This window comes from Rhizobium sp. BK060 (assembly GCF_014193145.1).
Lineage (GTDB): Bacteria > Pseudomonadota > Alphaproteobacteria > Rhizobiales > Rhizobiaceae > Rhizobium.
In genome coordinates this window covers 281768-306126 of the sequence record NZ_JACHYW010000003.1, presented here as the reverse complement: position 1 = coordinate 306126, position 24359 = coordinate 281768, and the positions used below count along the sequence as shown (strand labels likewise).

Annotated in this window: 27 protein-coding genes; 10 read left to right on the top strand and 17 right to left on the bottom strand. The window is 59.7% G+C overall.

Annotated elements, in window-relative coordinates; genetic code table 11:
- Nucleotides 1-4: 4 nt before the first annotated feature.
- Both FHT71_RS05270 and msuE read right to left on the bottom strand, forming a co-directional pair.
- Nucleotides 5-175 carry a hypothetical protein gene (locus tag FHT71_RS05270; RefSeq protein WP_007793367.1) on the bottom strand — a complete coding sequence of 57 codons (171 nt, stop codon included), beginning with the start codon at nucleotides 173-175 and terminating at the stop codon, nucleotides 5-7.
- Nucleotides 176-191: 16 nt separating this feature from the next.
- Entirely contained in the window at nucleotides 192-755 is a 564-nt protein-coding gene (msuE, locus tag FHT71_RS05265) for an FMN reductase (RefSeq protein ID WP_007793364.1), read from the bottom strand.
- A 93-nt stretch (nucleotides 756-848) separates the two neighbouring features.
- Here msuE and FHT71_RS05260 point away from each other — a divergent pair, with 93 nt between their 5' ends.
- From FHT71_RS05260 to FHT71_RS05235, 6 genes are all read left to right on the top strand, one after another.
- Nucleotides 849-1085, top strand: a complete 237-nt coding sequence (locus FHT71_RS05260; RefSeq protein ID WP_132590980.1) for a hypothetical protein — start codon at nucleotides 849-851, stop codon at nucleotides 1083-1085.
- Between the two features lie 204 nt (nucleotides 1086-1289).
- Nucleotides 1290-1445 (top strand): hypothetical protein, encoded by a 156-nt coding sequence (locus FHT71_RS05255; protein ID WP_007793362.1) that lies wholly within the window; start codon nucleotides 1290-1292, stop codon nucleotides 1443-1445.
- Between the two features lie 206 nt (nucleotides 1446-1651).
- On the top strand, nucleotides 1652-1879 hold the full coding sequence (locus FHT71_RS05250) for a hypothetical protein (RefSeq protein WP_007793359.1): 228 nt from the start codon (nucleotides 1652-1654) through the stop codon (nucleotides 1877-1879).
- A 289-nt stretch (nucleotides 1880-2168) separates the two neighbouring features.
- The gene (locus FHT71_RS05245) at nucleotides 2169-2453 is read left to right on the top strand and encodes a hypothetical protein (RefSeq protein WP_007793355.1); all 285 of its coding nucleotides are present in this window, start codon (nucleotides 2169-2171) and stop codon (nucleotides 2451-2453) included.
- 195 nt (nucleotides 2454-2648) lie between these two features.
- On the top strand, nucleotides 2649-3398 hold the full coding sequence (locus FHT71_RS05240; RefSeq protein WP_132590978.1) for a cytochrome c biogenesis CcdA family protein: 750 nt from the start codon (nucleotides 2649-2651) through the stop codon (nucleotides 3396-3398).
- A 38-nt stretch (nucleotides 3399-3436) separates the two neighbouring features.
- Complete coding sequence (locus tag FHT71_RS05235) at nucleotides 3437-4387, top strand: AEC family transporter (RefSeq protein ID WP_007793350.1); 951 nt, start codon at nucleotides 3437-3439, stop codon at nucleotides 4385-4387.
- On the opposite strand, the gene FHT71_RS05230 is transcribed toward FHT71_RS05235, so the two are convergent.
- The 5 genes from FHT71_RS05230 to cysG are packed head-to-tail and all read right to left on the bottom strand — an operon-like array spanning nucleotide 4367 to nucleotide 9570.
- Nucleotides 4367-5578: a UbiH/UbiF family hydroxylase gene (locus tag FHT71_RS05230; protein ID WP_132590974.1), complete on the bottom strand. Its 1212-nt coding sequence runs from the start codon at nucleotides 5576-5578 to the stop codon at nucleotides 4367-4369. The genes FHT71_RS05235 and FHT71_RS05230 overlap by 21 nt on opposite strands.
- A 36-nt stretch (nucleotides 5579-5614) precedes the next feature.
- Nucleotides 5615-6127 carry a DUF934 domain-containing protein gene (locus tag FHT71_RS05225; protein ID WP_132590972.1) on the bottom strand — a complete coding sequence of 171 codons (513 nt, stop codon included), beginning with the start codon at nucleotides 6125-6127 and terminating at the stop codon, nucleotides 5615-5617.
- Nucleotides 6128-6137: 10 nt separating this feature from the next.
- Nucleotides 6138-7808, bottom strand: coding sequence for a nitrite/sulfite reductase (locus tag FHT71_RS05220; protein WP_007793343.1), 1671 nt, complete (start codon nucleotides 7806-7808; stop codon nucleotides 6138-6140).
- A gap of 8 nt (nucleotides 7809-7816) precedes the next feature.
- Nucleotides 7817-8131 carry a DUF2849 domain-containing protein gene (locus tag FHT71_RS05215; RefSeq protein WP_007793337.1) on the bottom strand — a complete coding sequence of 105 codons (315 nt, stop codon included), beginning with the start codon at nucleotides 8129-8131 and terminating at the stop codon, nucleotides 7817-7819.
- Nucleotides 8132-8133: 2 nt separating this feature from the next.
- Nucleotides 8134-9570, bottom strand: a complete 1437-nt coding sequence (cysG, locus tag FHT71_RS05210) for a siroheme synthase CysG (protein ID WP_132591012.1) — start codon at nucleotides 9568-9570, stop codon at nucleotides 8134-8136.
- A gap of 261 nt (nucleotides 9571-9831) precedes the next feature.
- Between cysG and FHT71_RS05205 the strand changes: the two genes are divergently transcribed.
- Both FHT71_RS05205 and mazG read left to right on the top strand, forming a co-directional pair.
- Nucleotides 9832-10419 (top strand): nucleoside deaminase, encoded by a 588-nt coding sequence (locus tag FHT71_RS05205; protein ID WP_132590970.1) that lies wholly within the window; start codon nucleotides 9832-9834, stop codon nucleotides 10417-10419.
- A 6-nt stretch (nucleotides 10420-10425) separates the two neighbouring features.
- Entirely contained in the window at nucleotides 10426-11259 is an 834-nt protein-coding gene (mazG, locus tag FHT71_RS05200; RefSeq protein WP_132590968.1) for a nucleoside triphosphate pyrophosphohydrolase, read from the top strand.
- Between the two features lie 75 nt (nucleotides 11260-11334).
- Here mazG and hflX read toward each other — a convergent pair whose 3' ends face one another.
- From hflX to dusB, 8 genes are all read right to left on the bottom strand, one after another.
- On the bottom strand, nucleotides 11335-12669 hold the full coding sequence (gene hflX / locus FHT71_RS05195) for a GTPase HflX (RefSeq protein ID WP_007793333.1): 1335 nt from the start codon (nucleotides 12667-12669) through the stop codon (nucleotides 11335-11337).
- Between the two features lie 77 nt (nucleotides 12670-12746).
- Nucleotides 12747-12989 (bottom strand): RNA chaperone Hfq, encoded by a 243-nt coding sequence (gene hfq, locus FHT71_RS05190; protein ID WP_003539403.1) that lies wholly within the window; start codon nucleotides 12987-12989, stop codon nucleotides 12747-12749.
- Between the two features lie 109 nt (nucleotides 12990-13098).
- A complete protein-coding gene (locus FHT71_RS05185) occupies nucleotides 13099-13962 on the bottom strand; it encodes a D-amino-acid transaminase (RefSeq protein ID WP_132590966.1) in 864 nt (287 codons plus the stop codon).
- Between the two features lie 61 nt (nucleotides 13963-14023).
- Nucleotides 14024-15388 carry a sigma-54 dependent transcriptional regulator gene (locus FHT71_RS05180; RefSeq protein ID WP_007793327.1) on the bottom strand — a complete coding sequence of 455 codons (1365 nt, stop codon included), beginning with the start codon at nucleotides 15386-15388 and terminating at the stop codon, nucleotides 14024-14026.
- A complete protein-coding gene (locus FHT71_RS05175; RefSeq protein ID WP_132590964.1) occupies nucleotides 15378-17648 on the bottom strand; it encodes a PAS domain-containing sensor histidine kinase in 2271 nt (756 codons plus the stop codon). The genes FHT71_RS05180 and FHT71_RS05175 overlap by 11 nt, the downstream gene beginning before the upstream one ends.
- Before the next feature lie 192 nt (nucleotides 17649-17840).
- The gene (gene ntrC / locus FHT71_RS05170) at nucleotides 17841-19292 is read right to left on the bottom strand and encodes a nitrogen regulation protein NR(I) (RefSeq protein WP_007793323.1); all 1452 of its coding nucleotides are present in this window, start codon (nucleotides 19290-19292) and stop codon (nucleotides 17841-17843) included.
- Nucleotides 19289-20443 carry a nitrogen regulation protein NR(II) gene (locus tag FHT71_RS05165; protein ID WP_132590962.1) on the bottom strand — a complete coding sequence of 385 codons (1155 nt, stop codon included), beginning with the start codon at nucleotides 20441-20443 and terminating at the stop codon, nucleotides 19289-19291. Before FHT71_RS05165 ends, ntrC begins: the two co-directional genes overlap by 4 nt.
- The gene (gene dusB / locus FHT71_RS05160; protein ID WP_281040964.1) at nucleotides 20440-21441 is read right to left on the bottom strand and encodes a tRNA dihydrouridine synthase DusB; all 1002 of its coding nucleotides are present in this window, start codon (nucleotides 21439-21441) and stop codon (nucleotides 20440-20442) included. The genes FHT71_RS05165 and dusB overlap by 4 nt, the downstream gene beginning before the upstream one ends.
- Before the next feature lie 160 nt (nucleotides 21442-21601).
- Here dusB and FHT71_RS05155 point away from each other — a divergent pair, with 160 nt between their 5' ends.
- Both FHT71_RS05155 and FHT71_RS05150 read left to right on the top strand, forming a co-directional pair.
- Nucleotides 21602-22813 carry a bifunctional 2-C-methyl-D-erythritol 4-phosphate cytidylyltransferase/2-C-methyl-D-erythritol 2,4-cyclodiphosphate synthase gene (locus FHT71_RS05155; RefSeq protein ID WP_132590958.1) on the top strand — a complete coding sequence of 404 codons (1212 nt, stop codon included), beginning with the start codon at nucleotides 21602-21604 and terminating at the stop codon, nucleotides 22811-22813.
- A 1-nt stretch (nucleotide 22814) separates the two neighbouring features.
- The gene (locus FHT71_RS05150) at nucleotides 22815-23315 is read left to right on the top strand and encodes a CinA family protein (protein WP_132590956.1); all 501 of its coding nucleotides are present in this window, start codon (nucleotides 22815-22817) and stop codon (nucleotides 23313-23315) included.
- On the opposite strand, the gene FHT71_RS05145 is transcribed toward FHT71_RS05150, so the two are convergent.
- On the bottom strand, nucleotides 23306-23749 hold the full coding sequence (locus FHT71_RS05145) for a type II toxin-antitoxin system RatA family toxin (RefSeq protein ID WP_007790436.1): 444 nt from the start codon (nucleotides 23747-23749) through the stop codon (nucleotides 23306-23308). The two genes, FHT71_RS05150 and FHT71_RS05145, sit on opposite strands and share 10 nt — an antisense overlap.
- A gap of 9 nt (nucleotides 23750-23758) precedes the next feature.
- Complete coding sequence (locus FHT71_RS05140; RefSeq protein WP_132590954.1) at nucleotides 23759-24331, bottom strand: AAA family ATPase; 573 nt, start codon at nucleotides 24329-24331, stop codon at nucleotides 23759-23761.
- Nucleotides 24332-24359: the final 28 nt, after the last annotated feature.

The window sequence follows — 24359 nt, the reverse complement described above, 5'->3', positions numbered from 1 at the left end:
CTCATCAGATCAACTGGTTGCGCCTCGCATTCGAAAGTAAGTCCGCGGCGCTGGCGACCGGGCCGAACAGCATCAGCAGACGGTTTTGCTCGCGCACCGTCAGCCGATAACGGCGAGCAAAGTCGAAGACGCTCCAAAGCTCGCTTCCCATTGACGTCTTCTCCGCACTGTCCATGTCGCCCCTCCAGAGCTCACTCGGCGGCCTGAAGCGTGGCCTTTGCCGACGGGAGGAAAGAGAACGCGGCCAGCTCATCGACGACAGAGCCGATGCGGCCAGACAGCGACTCCGAGGCGACCTTGTAGTCTACGAAATCGCGGTCCGAGGCATAGACGGCCGTCGGCAGCGTGTGGGCCATGAAGAAACCGAACAGCGGCCGTAGCTGATGCTCGACAATCAGGGCATGGCGATCCCCGCCACCGGTCGCAGAGATGATGATCGGCTTGGAGCGGAGTTCGCTCGGCTCGATAAGATCGATAAGATGCTTGAACAGGCCGGGATAAGATCCCTTGTAGGTCGGCGAGCCTACGACTAGGACATCCGCCTTGACGATATCATCGAGAACCTGGCTGGCCTGTTCATCCAGCTCGCTGCGCCACAGGGCAGTGCCCAATGATGGGCCGACGTCCTTGAGATCGTAGATCTTCGAGGAAAAGCCATAGTTTGCAGCGGCAAGCCCGGCAATATGCTCGACCAGGGCATAGGTCTTGGACGGACGGTTGAAGCTACCGGCAATGCCCACCAATCGCAGCGACATATATCTCTCCTTCGTTGTTGCATCAAATATTGTCTATAAAATTAGTCCACAAAAGAAATGACGTTCCGTTGTGAGGAGGAAGCGTGAAATTCGATGCCCCTCAAGCAAGCCATCGCGGCAGCTTGGCTTCCGCAGCGCTTGCAAGCCTTTTTGGACAAAGCCTGCGAGACAGCGAGTAATAGCCAGACCATGGCCGGCCGGATGTTGAAATACGACCGGGGTACAGGCGCTGGTGCCGGCATCCGCTCAAGCCGCCTGATGCGGCACGAGCTTGGATCGCGAAATAGCCAATATTTGTGGGAACCTTTGCTCGCGATGTCCGTTAAATAACTGCAGCGTTTGAAATCCGCGCTGCCGGACCAGCATCGCCTATGTAGGTCCGCAAAAAGGCCCGGTGGATTCTATCCCGCCGGGCTTTTTCTTTTTGACACTCTCTTCCACAAAATCTTGCATTGGCTTGACGCAATTGTGGTTCGTTTTGAACAACTTGCGGTCTCGCGCATTACCTATCGACTCCAACTAGGAGACAGGAAAATGACGATCATCGCCAAAGTTGCTACTGCCTTGTGCGTGCTCATTGCATTGAGTTCGTGCGCAAACACCATCAAGGGCTTTGGACGCGATGCGGCCAATACCGTCAATGCGACCCAGAACGCCGGCAATCGCGTAGCGAACGCTGCGTCCCGTTAATCTCGTTAACGGCCTCGCGGTCACTTTATTGGGCGGCGCCTTATGCTTCCGGGCGGAAGCCTGCCGGCGTCGTCCTTGGCAGGTCCCCAAACTGTGCTTCCTCACCCGACGTCTCAAATGGCGTCAAATCGTCCGAAATAGTCGGTGGGCCTTGAAATCGCGTTGATGGCGGCAAAGATTCCTCTTGATGCGATGGAGGCCAAGCCATGTCGAACTACAGAGAGGAAAGGCGGTTTCGGTGTCAGGACGACGGAGGGAAAACCTACGTTGTCATTCAGCAGATCAGGATTTCTGGTCAGAACGCGGCTTCGCCCAAGACCGATTATATGACGGAGGACGGCGAGATCGTGAATCGGCTTGATGAGGAACATTTCCTCCTTTTGCTCGATGGCCAGATACTCCATATTCCCCATGTTTCAGATGCTGATCATTGAACCGCGGCGTTTGTCTGCCTCGGCGGACCACCGAGACTTCTATTTTGGCAGCATGTGATCCTGCACGTTGCTGAAATTGCGAGCGGCTTTCTTCGCCTGCATTTAGTCTCGATGCGTTTAACGCCCGGCCGTGTGGCGCAAGCTGCATCGAATCACAACTCTGCGATCATCTCGCACATGACTGGAACATGAACGCCGGTTTCAGTGCGCATTCATTCGCCACATCTAATCTGTCGAACCAACAGCGCTCCAAAGGCGTTACGTCAGCAGATACAGATGGAGACCGATCATGAGAAAGCTTATTGTTGCAGCTGCCGGACTTGCGACGCTGCTTGTGAGCGCACCGGCTTTCGCGGACGGCGTATACTTCGAATTCGGCTCCGGACCGCGTTACTATGACGACCCGCCACCGCCCCGCTATTACAGACACGAGCCACGCTATGTCTACGACGATGATGACGATGATTACTATCGTCCGCGCTACGCGCGACAGGTGTGCTGGGAGCAGCCCTACCAGAAGAAGAGCCATCACCACTACATCACCAAATACAGGACCGTCTGCCGCGATCGCTAATCCGTCGTGTAGTGATGACTTCAATTGCAGGGCAATGGCGCGCACGAACGGCGCGCCATTCCAATTCAATGCAGCATGTGCTGCGGGTACACTCCGACACCTACCTATTCTCCCAAAGCGCGAAAAGGTGATTGGCCCCGATGCCTGGGCTGCGATAGGACTTCGCCCATGATTGCCTGCCGCCGGAGTCCCTAAGTGTCGATTGCCGATATTTCTTTATTGAGCGCCCTATTTGCGGGCGCGCTGTCGTTCCTGTCTCCTTGCGTGCTGCCTCTCGTTCCGCCCTATCTCTGCTATATGGCCGGCATTTCCGTCGAGCAGTTCCGCGGCGGCAGCGCGGTCGCTGTCGCTCCGGATACGCGGCGGGGCGTCCTGTTCTCAGCGCTTTTCTTCACACTCGGCTTCGCGACCGTTTTCGTGGCGCTCGGGGCTGGTGCATCCAGCATCGGCATGGCGCTTCGCCAGCATCTCGATCTCCTGGCAAAGATCGGCGGCCTCATTATCATAGTCATGGGTTTGAATTTCCTCGGGGTCTTCCGGATTGGAATTCTGGCCCGCGAGGCACGCTTTCAAGGCAGCGGCAAGCCGGCGACGCTGACGGGTGCCTATGTTATGGGGCTGGCCTTCGCCTTCGGCTGGACACCTTGCATCGGCCCGGTGCTCGGTGCAATCCTCGGCGTCGCGGCCTCGCGGGAGACAGTCGGTTCAGGCGCCGGGCTCCTCGCCGTCTATTCCCTCGGCCTTGCCATCCCGTTCTGGATTGCCGCGGGCTTTTCCGGTGCCTTCATGGGCTTTCTGACGCGCTTCCGCCGACATCTCGGAACGGTCGAGAAAGTCATGGGCTCGTTCCTGATTCTGACAGGCCTCGCTTTCATGTTCGGTTTCGTCAGTGACGTCGCAATCTGGTTCCAGCAGACCTTTCCAATCCTGATGAAAATCGGCTAAGCCGGGATCACTCCCAAGAATTTGCATTGGAATAGCCGTTGTCCGATATCGTCAGTCTGCTTCTGCCGTTCTTCGGCCTGATCCTCATTGGCTATATCGCAGGGAAAGTGACGAAGCAGCCGGCCGCCGCGCTCGGCTGGATGAACACCTTCATCATCTATGCCGCGCTGCCCGCGCTTTTCTTCAAACTCGTCTCACGTACACCCTTCGAGGATCTGACACGCATCGATTTCATCGCCACCGATCTCGCTGCGACGTATTCGATCTTCATTGTCCTGTTTGCGATCGCTCGCGGCATCCGGGGCAACTCACTCGCTGACTGCACCGTTCAGTCGTTTGCCGGCGCGTACGGCAATATCGGATACATGGGGCCAGGTCTCGCCTTGCTGGCGCTGGGCGAAGGTGCGGCCGTGCCGGTCGCGCTGATCGTTTGCCTGGAGAACGCGCTGCATTTCATCGTCGCACCGGCGCTCATGGCGGCAGCCGGCGATGATCGGCGATCCGCCGGGCGGCTAGCGATCGATATTGCTCGGAAAGTGGCCCTTCACCCCTTCATCCTGTCGACGGCGCTGGGCTTTGTTGTCGCCGGCTTCCATATCGACCAGCCGCTGCCCTTCAAGCGCTTCGTCGACTACCTTGCGCAGGCTGCTGCGCCCTGCGCGCTGTTTGCGATGGGAGTCACGCTGGCCCTTCGGCCGCTGAAGCGTATACCTGCCGAGATCGGCTATATCGTGCCGGCCAAGCTCATCGTGCACCCGCTTGTCGTCTATTTCGCGCTGACGGCCGTCGGCGGCTTCGATCCGGTTTGGATCTATGCCGCGGTACTGCTCGCCGCCCTGCCGACGGCGACCAATGTCTTTGTCATCGGGCAACAATACGGCGTCTGGCAGGAGCGTGCTTCGGCGACGATCCTGATCACGACGGCGCTTTCCGTCGTGACCGTCTCGCTCATCCTGATTGCGATAAAATCAGGCTTTCTTCCGGCTTAGCTTTTCCTTGATGGCATCGGGAATGTCCCGGAAGCCGCGACCGGGCTCGATGCCCTCGCGCATGACAATGCTGCGCAGCGGCGGCAGTGCCGACAGGATATGCAGGCCAGCAGCACGCATCATTTGAACAGGCAGGAAATCGGACAGCAGCGAGCGGTTGAGAAGATCGACGCTTGCCGTGCGGGTCATGATATCGGCGCGGCGCTTGCGATCGAACCGATCGCCGGCATCGGCAGCGATCGGCAGTTCGGACCGCGTGCAAAGAATCTCCGAAAGCGCCATGACATCGCGCAGGCTGAGATTGAGCCCTTGTGCACCGATCGGCGGGAAGACATGAGAGGCTTCGCCGATGAGGGCGATCCGCCCCTTGCCGGAGCGATGGGCCACCATGCCGGAAAGCGGCCAAAGCTGCACACCTTCCTCAACAGTCACCTTGCCGAGCAACGACTGCATTCGCTCCTCGACCACATTGCTCAACTCAACCAGCGAGAGCTCGTTGCGCGCAACCGCATCCGAGGGGTTCTGCACCCAGACGAGGCTGGAGCGATTGCCCGTCAGCGGAACCTGGGTAAACGGCCCACTTTCCGTATGGAACTCCGTCGAAATATTCTCATGCGGCAGCGAATGTTCGAAATTCAACACCATGGCCGATTGCGGATAGGACCACGTGCGCACATCGATGCCGGCTGTTTCACGGAGCTTCGACTTGCGTCCGTCAGCGCCAACCGCGAACGTCGCCGAAAGGACTTCGCCGTCGGCGAGCGTGACGGTCACCGATTCCGCGCCGATATCGATCGCATCGGCAAACGAAGTGAAACACGTGACGTTGCCCTCAGCCGCAATCGCAGCGTGCAGCACCTCCATCAATGCCTTGTTCGGGAAATTGTAGCCGAACGCCTCAAGATCGAGTTCGATGGAACGGAAGGTGGTGATCGGCGCACGCAGCAGACGATTCGTACCGTCGATGATGCGCATGGTGGAAAGCGCAGCGGCAGCCGGGCGCAGCCTTTCCCAAAGCGTCAGCCTGTCGAGGAAACGGATCGATTGATCCATAAGCGCAGTCGTGCGCCGGTCCTGACTGGGAGAAGGCGGCGCGACGAGAGCCACGTTGCGTCCGCCGCGAGCCAAGGCGATGGCGGCGATCATGCCGGCAAGCCCGCCACCGATCACCGCTATTTCAAAAGTCTTCATTGCACCGTTCCGTCAATTTTGACGGCGATCCGGTGCTTATGCAGCCGGCTTCGCCTGACGGCGCCAACTATAGCCCTTGCCGGCGTCCGCGTCACGCACAGCCGGTTGATAATGATGCGGAATTCCCGGCAGGCGGTGCTCCGTGAGACGCTTTATCGCAGTCTCGTTGGTGACTGCAAAGCTGTCGATACCGACACGCTGCATCAACGGAATCTGATCGATCAACACGTCGCCGACGGCGCGCAGTTCGTTGGTGTATCCGAGGCGGTCGCGCAGCAGGGAAGCGTGACTGAACGCACGGCCGTCATTGAACGCCGGAAAGGCGACAGCGACGATCTCAAGCCGATAAAGGTAGGGCTCGAGCTTGCGAACATCGTCCGCCGGCTTGATCAGCACGCCAAACCCGACTTCATTGCTCTCGTCTGCTTTGGCAATCAGCTCATCCACGCCAAGTAGGGGCTTTTCCCCCTCAGCTGCCTTCACCTCTTCCGTCTCGATCACCCAGGGATCGTTCTCGACGAAGCCGGTTTCTCTCCAGATCTTGGTCATCCTCGTCTCCTTACGCCGCTTCGGCCGCCGAACCATACAGCGCATCCTTGAACGGCTGCGGACCAACGCGACGATAGGTGTCGAGGAAGATTTCGGAGGGCTCCTTGCGGATTGCCAGATAGGTGTTGACGATCGTTTCGATCGCGTCAGTCACCTTGTCGGGCTCGAAGCCACGGCCGATGATCTCGCCGATCGAGGTGTGCTCGTCGCCCGAACCGCCGAGCGTGATCTGATAGAGCTCGGCGCCCTTCTTTTCCACGCCCAGCAGGCCGATATGGCCGACATGGTGATGGCCGCAGGCGTTGATGCAGCCTGAGATCTTGATCTTCAGCTCACCGATTTCAGCCTGACGAACCGGATCGCCGAAGCGCCTGGAGATTTCCTGCGCAACGGGAATGGAGCGCGCGTTTGCGAGCGCGCAGTAGTCCAGCCCGGGACAGGCAATGATATCGGTGATGAGACCGGCATTGGCTTCGGCAAGACCGATGGCAACCAGACCGCGATAAACGGCTTCGAGATCGGCAAGCGCCACATGCGGCAGGATCAGGTTCTGCTCATGGCTGACGCGGATTTCGTCAAAGGCATACTCCTCGGCGATATCAGCAACAGCATCCATCTGGCTGTCCGAAGCATCGCCCGGAATACCACCGATCGGCTTCAGCGAGATCGTCACCATGCCGTAGTCGGGATGCTTGTGCGGCTGCACGTTCTGCTGAACCCAGCGGGAGAAAGCCGGATCGGCCTTCTTCCAACGAGCGAGGTTCTCCCATCCTTCCGCGCGATCGGGCAGAGCCGGCGGCGCGAAATAGGCGGCGATGGCTTCGACGTCCTTCTCCGGCAGCCTCAGTTCGGAGTCCTTGAGTTCAGCGAACTCGGCCTCGACCTGACGTGCCAGCTCTTCCGCACCCGTTTCATGCACGAGAATCTTGATACGAGCCTTGTACTTGTTGTCACGACGGCCATGCAGATTATACACGCGCATGACTGCGGTCGTGTAGGACAGCAGATCCTCTTCCGGCAGGAAGTCACGGATCAGCTTGGCAATCATCGGCGTGCGGCCCTGGCCGCCACCGACATAGACGGCAAAGCCGATCTCGCCCTTCTCATTCTTCTTCAGATGCAGGCCGATGTCGTGGACCTGGATCGCAGCGCGATCGCGTTCGGCGCCGGTAACGGCAATCTTGAACTTGCGCGGCAGGAACGAGAATTCCGGATGCACGGACGACCACTGGCGCAGGATTTCAGCATAGGGACGCGGATCGGCGACTTCATCCGCGGCAGCGCCGGCGAAGTGATCGGCCGTGACATTGCGGATGCAATTGCCCGAGGTCTGCATCGCATGCATCTCGACCGTCGCAAGCTCAGCCAGCACATCCGGCATGTCGGAGAGCTTCGGCCAGTTGAACTGCAGGTTCTGGCGCGTGGTGAAGTGGCCATAACCGCGATCATAAGTGCGCGCGACATGAGCGAGCATACGCATCTGGCGCGAGCTCAGCGTGCCATAAGGAACGGCAATACGCAGCATGTAGGCGTGAAGCTGCAGATAGACGCCGTTCATCAGGCGCAACGGCTTGAAAGCGTCTTCGGCGAGTTCGCCGGAAAGGCGGCGCTGCACCTGGTCGCGAAACTGCTCGACGCGCTCGGCGACAAAAGCATGGTCAAATTCGTCGTAACGATACATCTGCTTCCTCAGACTGCGATGAATGCGGGGTCGGCGGGCTTGTAGCCCGGCGCGTATTCCATGGTCGGCCCCTGAGCACGAATGCGCTCGCGAAGACGCAGCGGCCAGAGTACGCCGTTTGTCTCCTGAACCTCGACGACGGCAACGTCCACGACCTGGTTGTCGGCATAGGACTTCTTGCCAATCGCCTCCAGCGCCGCGACGGCTTCTGCATGGCGAGCAACGAGAGATTCCTGCAGCGAGGTAACCCATTCGCCATTGGCGTTCAGCCAAACCGCGACACCATCCGTCAATCGGTTGGCGGTCAGAACCTTGTCTACCATGTTCAGCTCCTTGCAAATTCCTCGGACCGGGCGCGTTCGCGCACAAGCGGCTCCGACAGTTCGAAATTGGCGCCTGCGACCGCATCGCCGATAATGACCATGACCGGGCCGGTCAACTCGTAACGGTGCTGCAGGTCGGGAAGATCCCGCAAAATCCCATGTAACAGGCGGCGATCGGAGCGGCTGGCGTTCTCAACTACGGCAACAGTCGTTTCCGCGGCAAGGCCTGCCTGCATCAGGCGTTCAGCTACGGACGCGGCAACGGTGCGGCCCATATAGACGGCGATCGTCGCGCCGGATACAGCAAGGCTTGCCCAATCCGGCAGAACATCGCCCGTCAGATCGTGGCCGGTCGTGAAGACCAGCGAGGAGGCCACGCCACGCAGCGTCAGCGGCAGCTCGAAATCGGCGGCAGCGGCGAAAGCCGAGGTGATGCCCGGAACCACTTCATAGGAAATGCCCGCAGCGCGCATTGCCGCCATCTCCTCGCCTGCTCGACCGTACACAAGCGGATCTCCGGACTTCAGGCGAACCACGCGCTTGCCTTCGCGACCGAGGTACACGAGCAGATCGTTGATCTCCTCCTGGGACTTCGAATGGCATCCCTTGCGCTTGCCGACCGACAGACGCTCGGCGTCACGGCGACCCATGTCGACAATCTCCTGCGGCACGAGGGCATCATAGACAATGACATCGGCTTCCATCATCACGCGCTGGGCGCGCAGAGTAAGGAGATCCGCGGCACCCGGACCGGCACCGACGAGCCAGACATGGCCCTCGACCTGCTCAGCAAACTGTAGCAGGCCATTGGCAGCACGACGCGCCTGCGGTAGGTTCTCGTTGGCGACAGCATCGGCAACCGCGCCGGAGAAGAAGCGACGCCAGAAAAGACGGCGTGCAGCGCCCTTGGGGACGACATGCTCAACTGTCTTGCGGTAGCTGATCGCGAGATCCGCCAACCGGCCGAGCGACGGTGCGAGAAGCTGGTCGACCTGAGCGCGGATCATCTGGGCCAACACCGGCCCGGCGCCTTCGGTGCCGATCGCGACGGCTACCGGCGCACGGTTGACAAGAGCCGGCGTGAAGAAATCGCAGTACTCCGGCTGATCGACGGCATTGGCGGGCACCTTTTCGGCACGGGCTGCCTCGACGATGGCGCGATCCTGTGCCGCGTCTCCGGTCGCCGCAAAGACGAGCGTTGCACCACGGACCTGCTCGGCCGCAAGGCCGGCGCGCACCGTCTCGATCCGATTGGCGATCAGGTAGGCGTGGTAATCGGCCTCAGGGCGGTTGGTATAGGCGACAACCCGCGCCTGCGTGTTCGAGAGCAGACGAACCTTCGCAAAGGCCTCGTCGCCATTGCCGAAGACAGCCGCAATCTTGCCTTCAACGCGAAAGAAAGCAGGAAATACCGACAGTTGTTCAGTCTTGGGAGGCATCATCAATCCATTTCGAAGTTGCCGGAATATGCACCGTCGAGCCAAGGAATTGAAGAAACAGAAATTCGAAAGCCTCTGCGGGCGCGTATTCTTTTACTCGGTGTTCCGGTGATTTGAGTAAAAGTCACCGGTGCGGCGCAGCGGACACAGCCTGATCCGCCGCACCGCAACAGAAGGCTGTGACAAATCCGGTCGCGCTGCCTGATCGGCATTTGCGTTGACTGCCGCTGGCGGTAAAGTGCGGCCTCCAAGGAGAAAGCCATGCCCGACAAGACCCTCGCCGCCCGCCTGCTCAACGTCATGGAACAAGACATCTTGCCGATGACCGAGCGCGGCGTCGCGGCCGGCAACAAGGTGTTCGGCGCCGCGATCCTGTGCAAATCCGATCTTTCGCTCGTCATTGCGGAAACCAACAACGAGCTTGAAAACCCGCTGTGGCATGGCGAGGTGCACACGCTGAAGCGCTTCTACGAGCTTAGCGGGAACCCCGCCACGAAGGATCTGATCTTTCTGTCGACCCACGAACCCTGCACCATGTGCATGTCGGCGATCACCTGGGCCGGTTTCGACAATTTCTATTATTTTTTCAGCCACGAAGATTCGCGCGACGCCTTCGCCATTCCCCACGACTTGAGGATCCTGAAGGAAGTCTTCGGTCTGGAGCCGGGCGGCTACCGGCGCAGCAACGCGTTCTGGAACAGCTTTGCTATCGCCGATCTCGTCGAGACAGAGGACGAGCATTTGAAGGCTGAGTTGAAGGCGCAGACGGCGCGCATCAAGGCGCGTTACGACACGCTCTCGGACAGCTATCAGGCATCCAAGAGCGACAACGACATTCCACTGAACTGAGTGACCATGGAAGCCTCTAAAGACATTTCGCGCCTGATCGAGATCATGGCCGCGCTGCGCAATCCGCAAACCGGCTGCCCCTGGGACATCGTCCAGACCTTCGAAACGATCAAGCCCTACACGATCGAGGAGGCCTACGAGGTTTCCGACGCGATCGAGCGCCACGACATGGACGACCTCTGCGATGAGTTGGGCGACCTGCTGCTGCAGGTCGTGTTCCACGCACGAATGGCGGAGGAAGCCGGTGAATTCTCCTTTGGCGATGTCGTCGAGGCGATTACCCGCAAGATGATCCGCCGCCATCCGCACGTTTTTGCGCGTTCAGACGCCGATACGCCCGACGCGGTGAAGAAGCAGTGGGACGACATCAAGCACGCCGAAACGCGTGAGCGCGCCGAACGGCGAGCCAAGCGCGGTGTCAGCGAGGATTTCAAGGCCGGTTTCCTGGGATCGGTTCAGCGGAGCTTCCCCGCCCTGACGGAAGCATTGAAGCTGCAGGAGCGTGCTGCAAAGGTGGGCTTCGACTGGTCAGCACCCGAGCCGATCCTCGACAAGATCGAGGAAGAGATCGGTGAACTGCGCGTTGCGTTGGCCGAAGGCGATCAGGCGAAGGTCAGCGATGAGCTCGGCGACCTTATCTTCGCCGTCGTCAACATCGGCAGGCATGTGAAGGCCGATCCAGAAGATTCTCTGCGCGGAACGAATACGAAGTTTCGTAGACGCTTCAATCATATCGAAGCTGTTCTTGATGCGGAAGGCGAAACGCTGGAAGCGGCGAGCCTGGAGCGGATGGAGGAAATCTGGCAGGCGGCAAAGGCGATCGAGCGGCAACTGGGTTGAGCCGATAGCTGAACCTCACCTTGCTGGAAGCGCAATGGCGCGCGTCAGACAAAACGCCGTTACAGAAGAGCGCCCTTAGCGCTCCCAGTCCTCTTTGCCTGATTTCGGTCCGTTGCCGAGACGGCGCTCCAGTTCAACCGCTTCGGTTTCAGAGAGGCGCACGTCGAGCGTGATCGAGCCGTCTTCGTTGTCTTCGCGGTTGTCGACAATCGCGTGGTCATAGAGCCAAGGCAGCAGCGCCAACTTGTCGACAGGCAGGCGCACGGTCGCTTCGGTCAGCACGCCAGAAAGCCTGCGGCTGATCTCTCCCATCAGCGTATCGATACCCTCGCCGCTGATTGCAGATAGCGCGACCACGTTCTCGGCACCGCTTGCCTTCTGCACGATGGCATCGTGTGCTTCCCGCTCAAGGCGATCGATCTTGTTCCAGACCTCGATGATCCGCTTGTCGCCCTCTTCCTCGTCAATGCCGAGGTCCTTCAAGATACGGAGCACATCTACGCTTTGCGCCTGGTTGTCGACGTCGGACATATCGCGGACATGGAGGATCAGGTCGGCCTCCAAAACTTCTTCCAACGTGGCGCGAAAAGCCGCCACGAGATGGGTCGGAAGGTCCGAAATGAACCCAACGGTATCGGAAAGGATCACGGTGCGGCCATGCGGTAGCTTCATCCGGCGAAGCGTCGGATCGAGCGTCGCAAAGAGCATGTCTTCCGCGAGCACGCCGGCGCCGGTGATACGGTTGAACAGCGTCGACTTGCCGGCATTGGTATAGCCGACCAGCGCCACGATCGGGTGCGGTACTTTCTTGCGCTTGGCGCGATGGAGTTGGCGGGTTCGCACGACCTGCTCCAGCTCGCGCTCGAGCTTGATGATGCGGTCCTGCAGCATGCGACGGTCGGCTTCGATCTGGGTCTCACCCGGACCGCCCATGAAACCGCCGCCACCGCGCTGACGCTCCAAGTGCGTCCAGCTGCGGACCAGACGGCCCTTCTGGTAATTGAGATGCGCGAGATCGACCTGCAGCGTACCTTCCTTGGTGGAAGCGCGGCGGCCAAAGATCTCGAGTATGAGGCCCGTGCGGTCAATGACCTTGGCGTTCCATTCCTTCTCGAGATTGCGCTGTTGCACCGGCGTCAGCGGATGGTCGACGATGACGAGACCGGAGTCGTTCGCATCCAGCGTCGCCTTGATCTCGTCGATTTTGCCGGTGCCCATCAGCGTCGCGGGCCGCGGAGCGTTGACGGTAACGACGGTGCCGTTCACCACGTCGAGGTCGATTGCCTGCGCGAGACCGGTTGCCTCTTCCAGACGACTCTCGGGCGTGCGGGTAACCAGCGGCGCAGCATCACCCGCTCCGCGTGCGGCACGTGCCTGCTTGAGCACAGGCACGACGACGGTCGCACGCATATCATCCCGGTGCTTTGCTGCTTCCGGGATGATCGAATCGTTCTTGGTATCGCGTGTCGAAATAATTGCAGGTCCTGTTAGGAAGCGGCTTCTTCGCTTTCGAACATCTGCATCGGCTGGCCGGGCATGATGGTCGAGATTGCGTGTTTATACACGAGTTGCGAATGGCCGTCACGGCGAAGCAAAACACAGAAGTTGTCGAAGGACGTCACTACGCCCGTCAGCTTAACGCCGTTAATCAGAAAAATTGTCAGTGAAATCTTTTGCTTGCGAACAGTATTGAGAAATAAGTCCTGCAGATTCTGAGAACGTTCCGCCATCGCGCCGCTTCTTTCTTTATTGCCGGCTTTGTTTTGCCGGTGGAATACTAATGACCTCGCCTGCAGGCAGCTGACAACCCTCATCCCCTCTGCCCAGAAAGCCTTGGTATCAAATCGCAATCTTTTCCGCAACGTCGAAAAAGGCTTCCCGAATTTTCTGGGAGACGCTGCCCGGATGGCCGTTAGCGATCGTCTGACCATCGATCGACACAACCGGAAAGCAGATACTCGTGGCGGCCGTGATGAAGACTTCGCGTGCAGCAAGCATCTCTGCGACCGAGAACTTTCGCTCTTCGATCTTCAGCCCCAGCTTGGCTCCGACATCGATCAGCGTCGTGCGGGTAATGCCGCGGAGAATGCCATGTTCGGCCGGGCGCGTGATAAGCGTGCCGTTGCGATCAACGATCCAGACATTGGTGGCGGCCCCCTCCTTCACCATGCCTTCGGCGTCCACGTAGATCGCTTCCTGGGCGCCAGCTTCTTTTGCCTGCTGGCGCGCCATAGCGTTGGGCAGGAGACCAACGGACTTGATATCGACGCGATCCCAGCGATTATCGGGAACGGTGATCGCCTTGATGCCTGTCGCGTTCTTCTTGGCGATGATCGAAGGATCGGTGCTCTTGGCGGTGACGACTAGGGAGGGCGGCGTTCCCTGTGCCGGAAATACATGATCGCGACGCGCAACGCCGCGCGTGATCTGCAGGTAGAAGAGACCGTTGCGGACTCGATTGCGTCGCAACGTTTCGCGAATGACGCGGGCCAGCGCATTGCGGCTCATCGGCCAGGCGATGCGCAACTCGCCAAGCGAGCGGTCCAGCCTGTTCAGGTGACGCGTAAGATCGACGATATAGCCATGGCGGACTTCACAAACCTCGTAGACGCCATCCGCGAACTGATAGCCTCGATCCTCGATGTGGACCATCGCGTTCGAGTGCGTGATATAGCGGCCGTTCACATAGGCTATTCTGGGCATGGAGAACCTGTGCGTGGGGAATTAGCGGGATGATGGACGGCGCACCGCACCGCCCCTTGTATCAGACGCCGAGCGACTTCAGCTTGCGGTGCAGCGCTGAACGCTCCATGCCGACGAACTCCGCTGTGCGCGAGATATTGCCGCCAAAGCGATTGATCTGCGCAATCAGATAGTCCTTCTCGAACATTTCGCGCGCCTCCCGGAGCGGCAGCGTCATGATGTGGTAATCGTTCTTCGCGGAAACCTTCGGCAGCATGTCGCCGAGATCAGTCGGCAGCATTTCGGCCGTGATCGGCGCGTCCGGGCCATCGGAGCGAGCAAGGATCATTAGCCGTTCGATATTGTTGCGCAACTGGCGGATGTTGCCCGGCCAATCATGCGCCTGGAGCACTGCCATCGCATCGTCGCCGATGCGGCGTGGCCGGATGCCGGCCTGCTCGGAGATCTGCCGCATCAGTTGATCGACCAGAAACGGGATGTCTTCGCGGCGTTCCGCAAGCGCCGGCACGCGCACCGGTACCACGGCTAGACGATGGTAGAGATCTTCGCGGAACCAACCCTCGGCGATGCGATTCTCGAGATTGTAGGCCGTCGACGAGATAATGCGGACGTCGACCTTCACCCGCTTGGAGCCGCCAACGCGCTCGAACTGCTGATCGACAAGAACACGCAGGATCTTGTTCTGCGTCTCGCGCGGCATTTCCCCGACTTCGTCGAGATAGAGGATGCCTCGGTGCGCCTCTTCCAGCGCGCCAATCTTGCGCGCCTGGCCGGGCGAACCTTCTGTACCGAATAGCGCGATCTCCATACGGTCTGGCGTGATATTGGCGGCATTCAGCGCCACGAAGGGGCCGTTCGCCCGCGCCGACTTTTTGTGGATCATCCGGGCGACGAGCTCCTTGCCGGAACCCGACGAGCCGAAGATCATGATACGGCTGTTGGTGGGCGAAACCTTTTCAATCGTCTGGCGCAGTTGCGAGACCGCGACCGACGTGCCGATGAGTTCGACCGGATCGCCAGCCTTGCGCTTGAGTTCCGATACTTCGCGCTTCAGCTTCGAATTCTCGAGCGCGCGTTCGGCGATGAGGATCAGCCGGTCGGCCTTGAACGGCTTCTCGATGAAATCGAATGCACCGCGTTTGATGGCGGACACAGCCGTCTCGATGTTGCCGTGACCGGAAATCATGACAACGGGGATATCCGGGTGGCGCGTCTTGACCTCGTCGAGCAGCGATAGGCCGTCGAGCTTGCTCCCCTGCATCCAGATGTCGAGGAAGATCAACCGCGGCGCACGATCGGAGATCGCAGCCAAAGCGCTGTCGCTGTCGTGTGCCGTGCGGGTCTCATGTCCCTCATCAGACAGGATACCGGAGACGATCTCGCGGATGTCGTGCTCGTCATCGACGACCAGAATATCAGAGGCCATAAACACTTTCCTTGTCACTTGCGGCCGGGGCAGAAGGTACGGTTTCCAGACGTGGCAGGTGCACGCGGATCATGGCCCCTCTTCCCTGGTCGAAATCAGCGGGCGCGTCATGCAATTCGAGCTGCCCGCCATGTTCCTCAATAATTTTCTTGACGATCGCCAGACCAAGTCCAGTGCCCTTCTCCCGCATCGTCGTATACGGTTCGAGAATGCTATGGCGGTTTTCGACCGGCAGGCCGCGACCGTTGTCGATCACATCGACAGTAAAGCGGTCGCGTACCGGATCGAGCGAAGCACGAACCAGGATCTTGCGTTGGTCGCGCTCACCGCTCGGCACGGCTTCGATCGCTTCCACCGCGTTCTTGATCAGATTGCCGAATGCCTGACCGAGCATGCGACTATCAAATTGTCCTTCCAGCGGCTGATCGCCCAGTTCCTGCTGGAAGTTAACGTGGCTGTTGCCCATCTCGCGCAGGAACACCGCGTCGTGCAGGATCTTCCGGAGATCGCTCGGCTCCTTGATCGGCTTTGGCATCCGAGCGAATGACGAGAACTCGTCGACCATGCGGCCGATATCGCCCACCTGTCGGATGATGGTCTCCGTGCACTGGTCGAAAACACCCCGGTCGTTCTGGTCGATCTGTTTCCCATAGCGGCGCTGGATGCGCTCCGCCGACAGCTGGATCGGCGTCAGCGGATTTTTGATTTCGTGAGCGATACGACGAGCGACGTCGCCCCATGCCGTCGAGCGCTGTGCAATCACGAGATCGGTGATGTCGTCGAGCGTGATGACATAGGATTCGCTCATGTCGCGAACCTCCTCACGCGTCACCTGGACGCTGAGGGTCCGTACGGTCCCTGCGCGCATAAGCGCAATCTGCTTGCGGAAATCGCCGCGATAGCGGGAGGCAGCTTCGGTCAAAACCTGATCCACCTCGGGCGCAATCGCGGAGAGTTGTTTGCCGACCATGTCCGACGCTTGCAATGCCATCAGTACTTCCGCCGAACTGTTGACGATGGTGATCCTGCGGTCGTGCTCGACACCGATGACCGCGGCAGTCACGCCGGAAAGAACGGCTTCGATGAAACGACGACGGTCGTCCACCTCGTCCTTTGCTTCCAGGATCTCGTCACGTTGCGTGCGGATTTCCGAGATCATCTTGTTGAAGGTGCGCGACAGGTTTGCAACGTCGCCGTCAACCGCATGGACGGGCACGACAATATCCATATTGCCCGAAGCCACACTATCCGCCGCCGTAATCAGCAGGCGGATTGGGCGCACGATACGGTCGGCAACGGCGATCGCCGTCCAGATGGCAGCCAGCAGAACGATCAGGGCAAAGCCGATGTAAAGAACCGCGAAGGCAATCTGCAACGAGAAGCGCCCAGCCTCCATGGATTTGTATTCGGTCGCATTCTCCTCCATGAGGCGCATCGCGCCCATGACCTTAGGATCCACCGCGCGGACCGTGTAGAGGAACGCTCCGTCGATCGCATCGAGCTTGATGATGGCACCGACCAAATTCGTTACACCCGGCGGGATCAAGGTGGGCTGCCCGGCAGCGGCCTTGTCCAAGGCGTCCTGAGGAATTGCCGGCAACGGCTTCTCGGTCTTGATATCAGCCTGGGTAATCACCGAGCCGTCAGGCTGGACGAGAAAGGCGCCCAGCAGCCCGCGGCCTCGCGCCTGTCGTGTCATCAAATCGGAAAAACCCGTGCGATCGAGATTGAACAGCGCTCTGTTGCGTTCGAGGTCATTCGCCATCGATACGGTCTGGCCCTGCAGATAGCTCGCATTCTCCATCATGTAGGCCTGCCCGATGTTGCGGGAGGAACTGATGATCGACTGCGTACGAAGGGCAAACCATCGGTCGAGGCCGGCGTTCAGCGTGATACTGGCGAAAATGGCGACTAGGATCGCCGGCGTGATAGCGACGATCGAGAAAAGCACAACGATACGGATATGAAGCCGCGCCGCCGCGCGCCCGCGTTTGCGAGCCTTTAGCAGGCGAGAGACCTCACGTGCGATGAGGGCCATCAAACCGAGCACGAAGAACGAGTTCACGACAACCGAGGTGACAACGACGTGGTAGGTCGGTGCGATCGGGGTCAGCCCAAGTAGCACAAAAAGCGTCAATGTGGCGCAGAGAAGCGCACCACCAGCAAGGATCAGCCCCGGCAGCGCAAACAGGGCGCGGCGATCGGTCACGGCCGTGACAGCTTCGCCTTCCGCCGCAGGCGGCATCGCATCCTGTTCCATTCGCTTAATTCTCCTGGCGGCAGACCATCGCCTCCGCCGCTCCCCGCCGACAGGGCCGGAAACCGCCAGCCCGCCTGCACGATGCGACAACAAGTGCCACTACGCTCTTAGACAGCTGCGAAAACCCGGCCCCCCATGCGTGACTTCTAAGCAACGCATTGTGGCGAAAATGCAACGTCGCCAGTCACATTGTCAAGCAGTGCGGGAGCTTCTGTACACCGATACGCCAAGCTCTCTGATCTTCTTACGCAGCGTATTGCGGTTCAGACCCAAAAGATCAGCTGCTTTTATCTGATTACCACGCGTGGCCGTAAGGGCGGCAAGAATCAGCGGATACTCCATTTCCGTCAGCACACGATCGTACAGCCCCGGCGGCGGCAGGCCTTCGCCGAAACCAGCGAAGTATGCGCGCATGTTTTCCTCGACAGCCTGGGCAATCGTCATGTTGCCCGTGCGGATCGGCCCTTTGTCGATCGGGCTGTCCGGAACATCCGACCGAAGCTCGGCTTCGATGATTTCGCGGGTGATCACATCCTGTGGATAAAGTGCCATCAGCCGGCGAATGAGGTTCTCTAGCTCGCGCACATTCCCCGGCCAGGCGTAGGCCTTCATCAGATCGAGTGCTTCCTGATCGAAGCGCTTGGAGCCGAGCCCTTCCTTTTCCGCCTGCTGGACGAAGTGGCGCACCAGATCAGGAATATCCTCGGCGCGATCGCGCAGAGGAGGCAGCCGCAGCGGAACGACATTCAGACGATAGTAAAGGTCCTCGCGGAAGAGACCCTGGTTGATTGCCTGCTTCAAATCCTTGTTGGTCGCGGCGACGATGCGAACATCGGTGCGGATCGGCGTGCGACCGCCGACTGTGGTGTATTCGCCCTGCTGCAGTACGCGCAGAAGGCGCGTCTGAGCGTCCATCGGCATGTCGCCGATTTCATCAAGAAACAGCGTGCCGCCTTCGGCCTGCTCGAAACGTCCAGTGGAGCGAGTCTGGGCGCCCGTGAACGCGCCCTTCTCGTGGCCAAAAAGCTCGGATTCGATCAGGTCACGCGGTATTGCCGCCATGTTAATGGCAACGAACGGCCCGTTGCGGCGCTTGCCGTAGTCATGCAGCGCTCGCGCCACGAGTTCCTTGCCTGTTCCCGACTCGCCGGTGATCATGAGCGTCAGATCGGTCTGCATCAGGCGCGCAAGGACGCGATAGATTTCCTGCATCGCTGCTGAACGGCCCACAAGCGGCATTCCGTCCTGCATGTCCTCGTCGAGCTTGGCGGGCCTGCGCTTCGGCTCGGCGAGCGCACGACCGATGATGCCGATTAGTTCCGTCAGGTCGAACGGCTTCGGCAGATAATCGTAGGCGCCCTTCTCGGAAGCCTTGATCGCCGTCATGAACGTGTTCTGGGCGCTCATGACAAGCACGGGCAGATCCGGGCGCGCTTTCTTAATGCGCGGTAGCAGGTCAAACGCGTTTTCATCCGGCATCACGACATCGGTTACGACAAGATCGCCCTCGCCTGCCGACACCCAACGCCAGAGCGTGGCCGCGTTGGAGGTAATTCGCACGTCATAGCCGGCGCGGCTCAGAGCCTGATTAAGCACGGTACGAATTGCCGCATCATCATCCGCGACGAGGATCGTTGCTGTCATCGAGTGGGTCCTGTGGGAGTTATGGCCGTTGCGTCTTCCATGGATGCGTCCTTGGAGGCCGGCATCAAGACGCGGAATGTCGTGCGGTTGTTCTGGCTGTCGCATTCAATAATGCCGCCGTGGTCACCGATGATCTTGGCGACGAGCGCGAGCCCGAGGCCGCTACCGTTCGTCTTCGTCGTAATGAACGGATCAAACAGGTGCGGTAGCAGGTCGACCGGCACACCTGGGCCGTTGTCCTGAACACAAAACTCCAGCGGCAGCGAAATCTTTTCGCGCGTACCGGCGACCGACAAACGAATGCCCGAGCGATAAGCCGTCGTCAAAACGATCTCGCCATCCGGGCGATCGCCTACCGCTTCGGCGGCATTCTTCACGAGATTGAGGAACACCTGAACAAGCTGATCGCGGTTTGCGTGGACCGACGGCAATGACGGGTCGTAGTTCTCGGTGATGCGGAGGTGCCGCGCAAAGCCCGCCTTTGCCACAGCCTTCACGTGGTCGAGAACGGAGTGGATGTTGACGGGCATCCGATCAACCGGCCGCTCGTCCGAGAAGACCTCCATGCGATCCACGAGCGAGACTATGCGGTCGGTTTCATCGCAAATCAGCCGTGTCAAAGCGCGGTCGTCGTCGACGACCGATTGCTCCAGCAGCTGTGCTGCACCGCGAATCCCGGAAAGCGGATTCTTGATCTCATGCGCCAGCATGGAAGCAAGCCCGGTGACCGAGCGGGCGGCCGCACGATGCGTCAACTGGCGATCAATCTTGTCCGCCATCGACCGCTCCTGGAAGACGATCACGACCGAACCCGGATCGCTGACCACAGGCGCAACGTATAAGTCGACGAGCTTGTCCTGTCCGAGGCGAGGCGAGCTCAAGTCGACTCGATACTCGTTGATCGGCGCCCGCCTTTCGCGAACCTGATCGATCAAGGCCAGTAGCGGACTGCCGAACGGGATAAAGGTCGAGATCTTGTACCGAGCAAGGTGGGCGGCGCTGGCACCAAAGAAGGCCTCCGCCTCCCAATTGGCGAAAGCGACGAGCCCGGCCTCGTTGACCATAACAACGGGATTCTGGATCGCGTTGAGCACAGCGATCGCAACTGCGCTACCGCCGTTGTCGATCGACGATGGCACATCATTCGTCATGCAGCCTCCCGGGTCAGCGTGTCCGATGCCGCAGCCATCAATGCACCATAAAACCTTGCAGCAACGTCGTCGGGCTCCCGCGCGGTCATGATCGCAGCCTTCTCCTGCGGCGCGATATCAGGCGCAAAGCGATCGAGATACCAACCAAGGTGCTTCCTTGCATGGCGAACCGCGACTGCCTCGCCGTAAAATTCGAGCATCATTCTATAGTGCTCGGTGGCAATGTCGGGGATCTCCCACATTTCCGGCGCCGTGCGGCCAGCCAATACACCGGCTTGCCACGGCCTGCCCTGACAGCCCCTGCCGATCATGACGGCATCGGCTCCCGAGCGACGCAGAATCTCATAAGCGTCTTCGACGGTTTCGACGTCGCCGTTCGCAACCAGAGGAACGGTGATCGCATCGCGCACCGCGCGGATTGCATCCCAGTCGGCCCGGCCTTCGTAAAACTGCATGCGCGTGCGGCCGTGGATCGAAATCAGCTGGACGCCTGCGTCCTCCGCGCGACACGCAATCTCCGGCGCGTTGATCGAGTTCTCATCCCAACCGAGCCGCATCTTCAGGGTCACGGGAATGGACACCGCCTTGACTGTCGCCTCAATGAGGCTGAGGGCGTGATCGGGATCGCGCATCAAGGCGGAGCCGGAATAACCGCCGATCACCTTCTTGGCCGGACATCCCATGTTGATGTCGATAATATCAGCGCCATGGTCGGCCGCGATCTTCGCAGCCTCAGCCATCCAGTGCGCTTCGCGGCCAGCGAGTTGCACCATGTGCGGCTCAAAACCTGCACTCTCAAGGCGCACCCATGATTCGGCAGTACTGTTGACGAGTTCACGGCTCGCAACCATTTCGGTCACCACAAGCCCGGCGCCATGGCGCCACGCCAGTTGACGGAACGGCATATCCGTCACGCCGGACATGGGCGCCAGGACGACACGGTTCCTGACTTCCACAGGTCCGATCCGCAAAGGTGATGCGAGGTCAAAGTCCAACAATTGATTATCTTTCAGGCACGCATAATGCGTGCACTATTTTTAGACAGGTTTAAATGGCTTGCCAAGAGGGCAGTGCGCGAATTGACATTTTTCGGGCAAATGCTGGAATTCGATGCGCCAAGCCGCTAAGCACCGGTGCAATATCGCGTTTTGAGGATTTATGCCGCAAATGCATCAAAAGCAACCAGCAATAGGTATTGTCGTCGTGGCGGCCGGGCGTGGCGAACGCGCAGGCGCATCTGAGGAAGGTCCCAAGCAATATCGGGCGATTGGCGGCAAGCCGGTGATCACTCATACATTGCAGAAGTTCGCCAGTTGGGAGCTTGCTCGCCACATCGTCGTGGTCATTCACCCCGACGACGAGGCCCTGTTTGCCAATGCCAGCAGTCAGGTCCAGTCGGGCACGCCGATCGATGCGGTCCACGGCGGCTCGACGCGCCAGCAATCCGTTCTAGCGGGGCTGCGCCATTTGCGCGGCAAGAACCTCTCGCATGTTCTGATCCACGACGCCGTACGCCCCTTCTTCGACCACACCCTTCTCGATCGAATCGCTGCCGTCCTCTCGGAAGGCGTGCCAGCAATTGTCCCGGCTATGCCTGTAGCCGATACGCTGAAGCGAGCCGACCTCGACGGAACGGTTCTCGATACAGTTTCCCGCGCACAGCTTTATGCAGCGCAAACGCCGCAATCGTTTGCCTTCGAACCGATCTTGACTGCCCACCAGAAAGCAGCCGCCGCAAACCTGACGGACTTTACCGATGACGCGGCCATTGCCGAATGGGCCGGTCTACGGGTACGGATCGTTGAGGGGCAGGCGGACAATGTGAAACTGACGGTCAAACAGGACATTGCAATGGCAAACAGCAGACTTTCAGGACAAACGCTCCCCGATGTGCGTACGGGTAACGGTTACGATGTTCACCAGCTCGAGCCCGGCGACGGCGTAACGCTCTGCGGCGTCTTTATTCCCCATGACCAGAAGCTCAAGGGCCACTCTGATGCAGACGTCGCGCTGCACGCCCTGACGGATGCATTGCTTGCGACCTGTGGCGCCGGCGACATCGGCGACCATTTTCCGCCATCGGATCCGCAATGGAAGGGTGCGCCTTCACGCATCTTCATCGAACATGCGGCAAAGATCGTGCGCGAGCGCGGCGGCACGATCATGAACGCCGACGTGTCGCTGATCGCCGAAGCGCCGAAAGTCGGGCCGCATCGCGAGGAGATGCGCGCCAAGCTGTCCGAATTTCTCGGCATCACCATTGACCGCTGCTCGGTGAAGGCGACGACGAACGAAAAGATCGGCTTTGTTGGTCGTCGCGAGGGCATCGCCGCGATAGCTACAGCAACGGTCGTCTACAGGGAAAGATGAGATGAGCATCTTCCCGACTGACATCGTTGCGCAAGCCGAATCCATCATTCGAGACTTCACTGCCGCGGGGCTGATGGTCTCGACGGCAGAATCTTGCACCGGCGGGTTGATTGCCGGCGCACTGACGGAGATCTCAGGGTCTTCTTCAGTCGTGGACAGAGGCTTCGTCACCTATACAAATGCCGCCAAGATAGAGATGCTTGGCGTGCAGGAGGAAACGCTGACCCGCTTCGGCGCAGTCTCGGAGGAGACCGCACGGCAGATGGTGCATGGCGCCCTCTTCCGCTCCCGCGCTGCTGTCGCTGTTGCCGTGACGGGCATCGCCGGCCCCGGCGGCGGGTCAGCGGAGAAACCGGTCGGCCTCGTCCACCTGGCCGCCAAATCACGCAAAGGCGGGCTTATTCATCGGAAGATGCTCTATGGCGATATCGGCCGCGACCAGGTGCGCATCGAGACGGTCAGGACCGCGCTCGGCATGATCCTGGAATTGGCTCAGCCGTAAATCTTTGTCGCCCGCGTTTCGAAGGCTTCCGAGAACATGCGGAAGGCGCGATCGAACATCGAACCCATGACTGCCCCCAGGATGCGGCTCTTGAACTCATAGTCGATGAAGAAGTGGATGTTGCTGCCCGTCGCCGTTTCTTCGAAGCGCCAGCGATTGTCGAGATAGCGAAACGGCCCATCGATATACTTGACCTCGATGAGGCGTTCGGCCCGGTTCAACAGCACCTGTGTCGTGAAGGTTTCGCGGATCGCCTTGTAACCGACCGTCATATCAGCGATCAGCAAAACCTTGCCATCACGCTCCTTGCGGCTGCGAATGCTGAGGGCCTCGCAGAGCGGCAGGAATTGTGGGTAGTGCTCGACATCAGCGACGAGGTCGAACATCTGATCGGCGGAATGCGGGACGGAGTGGTGCGTTTCGAACTGAGGCATGATCGGCAGTTAAGTAGGAGCGCCAAGAAGATCAAGAAGGTGGTTCACCTCCCGCCGGCTTTTCAGCTGGAAAACCGGGACATTCGGGCCATGCTTGTCGAGTGCAGCAATCACCAGCGGCGTGAACCGCTTCTCGAACGTCCAGATGTAAGTCAGGAACTCCCGGTCCGGCACTCGCTCCAGGCATCCGGGTGCCATGTCGGGCCGTGTCCGGCCGAAATGAAAGAACGCGCGTTTGCAGATGCCCCACAGGCAAAGCCAGCGCGGCATGCGTACCCAGATGACCAGTTGCGTGCGCGGGACGCGAATATCGAAGGTCGATGGGCCAGTTCCGTCCATGAGCCAACGTTCGCTGCCGACAACGTTGGTGATCAAACGGCGCTCTTCGTCCTTGGAGCGCTTGACCCAGCCCGGCAACCAGAAGAACTCTCTATCCATCGAGAAATAAGGAAGATTGAGCCTGCCGCTGAGTTTTCGCGACAAGGTGCTCTTGCCGCCGCCAGAGCAGCCGATGACCATAATGCGCTCGGACTGCCGCAGCAGTCCGAGCGCATTGCGCATATCGTCGAAATAAGCCGGCATTTTCATTGCCTCGCTTGACTGCAAACAG

Excerpts from the sequence above, each read along its gene's own strand:
- FHT71_RS05175 (WP_132590964.1), bottom strand. The coding sequence starts at position 17,648 with ATGGAACAGGATGCGATGCCGCCTGCGGCGGAAGGCGAAGCTGTCACG.
- FHT71_RS05260 (WP_132590980.1), top strand. The coding sequence starts at position 849 with ATGCCCCTCAAGCAAGCCATCGCGGCAGCTTGGCTTCCGCAGCGCTTG.
- FHT71_RS05215 (WP_007793337.1), bottom strand. The coding sequence starts at position 8,131 with ATGGTAGACAAGGTTCTGACCGCCAACCGATTGACGGATGGTGTCGCG.
- FHT71_RS05180 (WP_007793327.1), bottom strand. The coding sequence starts at position 15,388 with ATGGCCTCTGATATTCTGGTCGTCGATGACGAGCACGACATCCGCGAG.
- FHT71_RS05250 (WP_007793359.1), top strand. The coding sequence starts at position 1,652 with ATGTCGAACTACAGAGAGGAAAGGCGGTTTCGGTGTCAGGACGACGGA.
- FHT71_RS05245 (WP_007793355.1), top strand. The coding sequence starts at position 2,169 with ATGAGAAAGCTTATTGTTGCAGCTGCCGGACTTGCGACGCTGCTTGTG.
- FHT71_RS05255 (WP_007793362.1), top strand. The coding sequence starts at position 1,290 with ATGACGATCATCGCCAAAGTTGCTACTGCCTTGTGCGTGCTCATTGCA.
- FHT71_RS05270 (WP_007793367.1), bottom strand. The coding sequence starts at position 175 with ATGGACAGTGCGGAGAAGACGTCAATGGGAAGCGAGCTTTGGAGCGTC.
- FHT71_RS05165 (WP_132590962.1), bottom strand. The coding sequence starts at position 20,443 with ATGACGAATGATGTGCCATCGTCGATCGACAACGGCGGTAGCGCAGTT.
- msuE (WP_007793364.1), bottom strand. The coding sequence starts at position 755 with ATGTCGCTGCGATTGGTGGGCATTGCCGGTAGCTTCAACCGTCCGTCC.
- FHT71_RS05220 (WP_007793343.1), bottom strand. The coding sequence starts at position 7,808 with ATGTATCGTTACGACGAATTTGACCATGCTTTTGTCGCCGAGCGCGTC.
- FHT71_RS05205 (WP_132590970.1), top strand. The coding sequence starts at position 9,832 with ATGCCCGACAAGACCCTCGCCGCCCGCCTGCTCAACGTCATGGAACAA.
- FHT71_RS05150 (WP_132590956.1), top strand. The coding sequence starts at position 22,815 with ATGAGCATCTTCCCGACTGACATCGTTGCGCAAGCCGAATCCATCATT.
- ntrC (WP_007793323.1), bottom strand. The coding sequence starts at position 19,292 with ATGACAGCAACGATCCTCGTCGCGGATGATGATGCGGCAATTCGTACC.
- FHT71_RS05230 (WP_132590974.1), bottom strand. The coding sequence starts at position 5,578 with ATGAAGACTTTTGAAATAGCGGTGATCGGTGGCGGGCTTGCCGGCATG.
- FHT71_RS05225 (WP_132590972.1), bottom strand. The coding sequence starts at position 6,127 with ATGACCAAGATCTGGAGAGAAACCGGCTTCGTCGAGAACGATCCCTGG.
- FHT71_RS05185 (WP_132590966.1), bottom strand. The coding sequence starts at position 13,962 with ATGCCCAGAATAGCCTATGTGAACGGCCGCTATATCACGCACTCGAAC.
- FHT71_RS05145 (WP_007790436.1), bottom strand. The coding sequence starts at position 23,749 with ATGCCTCAGTTCGAAACGCACCACTCCGTCCCGCATTCCGCCGATCAG.
- mazG (WP_132590968.1), top strand. The coding sequence starts at position 10,426 with ATGGAAGCCTCTAAAGACATTTCGCGCCTGATCGAGATCATGGCCGCG.
- FHT71_RS05140 (WP_132590954.1), bottom strand. The coding sequence starts at position 24,331 with ATGCCGGCTTATTTCGACGATATGCGCAATGCGCTCGGACTGCTGCGG.
- FHT71_RS05155 (WP_132590958.1), top strand. The coding sequence starts at position 21,602 with ATGCCGCAAATGCATCAAAAGCAACCAGCAATAGGTATTGTCGTCGTG.
- hflX (WP_007793333.1), bottom strand. The coding sequence starts at position 12,669 with ATGCGTGCGACCGTCGTCGTGCCTGTGCTCAAGCAGGCACGTGCCGCA.
- cysG (WP_132591012.1), bottom strand. The coding sequence starts at position 9,570 with ATGCCTCCCAAGACTGAACAACTGTCGGTATTTCCTGCTTTCTTTCGC.
- hfq (WP_003539403.1), bottom strand. The coding sequence starts at position 12,989 with ATGGCGGAACGTTCTCAGAATCTGCAGGACTTATTTCTCAATACTGTT.